The organism is Candidatus Sulfotelmatobacter sp., from assembly GCA_035498555.1.
GTDB lineage: Bacteria > Eisenbacteria > RBG-16-71-46 > RBG-16-71-46 > RBG-16-71-46 > DATKAB01.
The window spans coordinates 1-2,937 of the sequence record DATKAB010000117.1 but is presented as its reverse complement, the minus strand read 5'-3'; the positions used below and the strand labels follow the sequence as shown (position 1 = coordinate 2,937).

The following is a 2,937-nucleotide window of genomic DNA, read 5'->3' as shown; positions in this document are numbered from 1 at the left end:
TTCGCGCATCTCGGACCGCTCGCGCTCGCCCGGCACGCGGTGCGCGGCCTGATCGAGCGGCACGACGTCGACATGCGTCGCCTCGAATCGCTGGTGTTCGGCGTGGTGGTGGCGGAACGCGGCAAGCCCAATCTCGCGCGCGAGATCGTGCTCGAGGGCGAGCTCCCGGCGAGCATCGAGGCGCAGACCATTTCCTCCTACTGCATCACCGGGCTTCGCACCGCCACCGCCGTCGCCGACGCGATCGCGCGCGGCCGCATCGAGTGCGGCATCGCCGGCGGCACCGAATGGCTGTCGGGCGCCGATCCCGCCACGTTTCGCGAGCCCACCACCGGACTCACCATGGGCGAGCACATGGAAATCACGATTCGCGAGTGGAAGATTCCGCGCGATCGACAGGACGAGGTGGCGCTCGCGAGCCATCGCAACTCGGTCGCCGCGCGCGACGCCCTTGCGCGCGAAGTCGTGCCCGTCGAAGGCGTTGAGATGGACACCGGCCCGCGGCCCGACACGTCATTGGAGAAGCTCGCGGCGCTGAAGCCGGCGTTCGCCGAGAACGGAACGCTGACGGCCGGCAACTCGTCGCCGGTGACCGACGGCGCCTCCGCGGTGCTGCTGATGAGCGAGGCGCGCGCGAAGGAAGAAGGCCGCGAGCCACTCGCGTTCATCGAACAGATGGAGTACGCCGCGATCGATCCCAACGAGGGTTTGTTGATGGCGCCGGCGATCACGGTGCCGCGCCTGTTGCGCCGCGCCGGCCTGAAGCTCGCCGACATCGATCTGATCGAGATCCACGAGGCGTTCGCCGCGCAGGTGATCGCGAACGTGATGTCGTGGGAGAAAGGCTGGAAAGACACACCGACCGGGCCGGTCGATTGGGGCCGCATCAACGTCAACGGCGGCTCCGTCGCGATCGGTCACCCGTGGTCGGCCACCGGCGGGCGGATTCTCACCACGCTCGCGTACGAAATGCAGCGGCGCAAAGCGCGTCGCGGCCTGATCAGCGCATGCGCGGCCGGAGGGATGGCCGGCGCGATGCTGCTCACGAGGGATTGAACATGACTCCGATTTCCGAGAAGGAACCGCAAGCCACCACGGCGTGGAAGAGCTACCTGGACCAAAGCCAGCCGCGCTTCCTCGAACAGCTGCTCGACTTCCTGCGCATTCCGAGCATCTCGGCGATCTCGGCTCACGCGGGCGACGTGAAACGCGCCGCCGAGTGGGTAGCGGCGCGCGTCACCGCGGCGGGCATGGAGCACGTTCAGATCCTGCCCACCGGTGGCCATCCGGTCGTCTACGCCGACTGGCTGCACGCGCCCGGCAAACCGACGGTGATGATCTACGGCCACTTCGACGTTCAGCCCGTCGATCCGCTGAACCTCTGGACCAAGCCGCCATTCGAGCCCGAGGTGCGCGACGGCAAGGTGTTCGCGCGCGGCGCCACCGACGACAAGGGCAACATGCTGGCGCCGATTCTCGCCGTCGAAGCGCTGCTGAAGACCACGCGCGCGCTGCCCGTCAATCTCAAGTTCTTCTTCGAAGGCCAGGAAGAGATCGGCAGCCCGCAGCTCGGCGACTTCGTTCCCAAGCACAAGGATCTGCTGGTGTGCGACATGGTGCTGAGCGCCGACGGCTTCCAGTGGAGCCCGACGCAGCCGCTGCTGCTGGTGGGATTGCGCGGCGGCTGCGGCGTTCAGATCGACGTGAAGGCGGCGCGCGCCGATCTCCACTCGGGCATGTTCGGCGGCATGGTGCAGAACCCGATTCATGCGCTGGCGTCACTCATCGCCTCGATGCATGACGCCGACGGGCGCATCAGCGTGGCCGGTTTCTACGATGACGTGCGGCCGCTCACCCCGCTCGATCGCGAGCGGATCGCGAAGGTTCCGTACGACGAAGCCGAGGAGATCAAGTCGCTCGGTGTGCCCGGGCTGTTCGGCGAGAAGGGCTACACGGCGCGCGAGCGCGTGTGGGCGCGGCCCACGCTTGAGGTGAACGGGATCTGGGGCGGCTTCCAGGGCGAGGGCATCAAGACCGTGCTGCCGAGCGAGGCGCACGCGAAGATCACCTGCCGGCTGGTGGCCGATCAGGATCCGTCGCGGATCATCGGGTGCCTGATCGCCCACGTGGAGTCGCACACGCCGCCCGGCGTCACCGCGAGCGTGGCGCCGCTGCCGTTCCGTGCGTTTCCGTATCTGGTGCCCGAGGACGAGAAGGGCAACGCCATGGTGCGCGAGGTGCTCCTCGAGATGTACGGCAAGGAGCCGTACTACGTGCGCACCGGCGGATCGATTCCGGTGTGCAGTCTGTTCCAGCGCCACCTCGGCGCCTATACCGCCAACCTCGCGTTCGGCATGGACGACGAGCTGGCGCACTCGCCCGACGAGCACTTCCGGCTCGAGAGCTTCCGCAAGAGTCAGGACGCGTATTGCAGGATTCTGGAGCGGATCGGCCGATAGGAGGCGACCTCGTCGCCTTCCTCACCTCCCGGGTGCCGACCCTCCGCCCGCCGGCTTCGCGAACGTCGCAGGTGGGAGCGAGACGTTCACGCGGACCGAGTCGAACAGGAACTGCTGCCCACCGGGGCGGCCGAGCGTCTGGGAGTCGATCCGGTGCGCCCAGTCCACGAGCGGGCCTTCGAAGTCCGCGCCCGCGGCGACGTTCTTCGCTTCACCGCCTTCGAGACTCCGGGCGACGGAGTCGCCACGGAGCCGCGAACGCTCCCGCCGCGCCATCGGCCTCGAATCTGTGCGAGGACTGCGTCACGCCGGCCGAGCTCTGCCTTCATCCGGCAGATACCGACACGATCTGAGCTGCAAGACGGCGCCGGGATCGGCGACGAATCGCCGACCCCGGACGCCGCTTTCTAGACTCGCGCCTGCCGCAGCTGCTCCACCGCCGCCTTCATCCGCGCCAGATGATGGAAGCTGTGCCGCA

At 68.1% G+C, this 2,937-nt stretch carries 2 protein-coding genes; both read left to right on the top strand.

The window, feature by feature from the left end:
* On the top strand, positions 1 to 1,056 hold a 1,056-nt coding region (locus tag VMJ70_10280), incomplete at its 5' end, for a thiolase family protein (protein ID HTO91510.1).
* Positions 1,057 to 1,058: 2 nt separating this feature from the next.
* Positions 1,059 to 2,459 carry a dipeptidase gene (locus VMJ70_10275; protein HTO91509.1) on the top strand — a complete coding sequence of 467 codons (1,401 nt, stop codon included), beginning with the start codon at positions 1,059 to 1,061 and terminating at the stop codon, positions 2,457 to 2,459.
* The last annotated feature ends 478 nt before the right edge of the window (positions 2,460 to 2,937 follow it).

Coding starts and splice junctions, on each gene's coding strand:
- VMJ70_10275 (HTO91509.1), top strand. CDS start 1,059: ATGACTCCGATTTCCGAGAAGGAACCGCAAGCCACCACGGCGTGGAAG.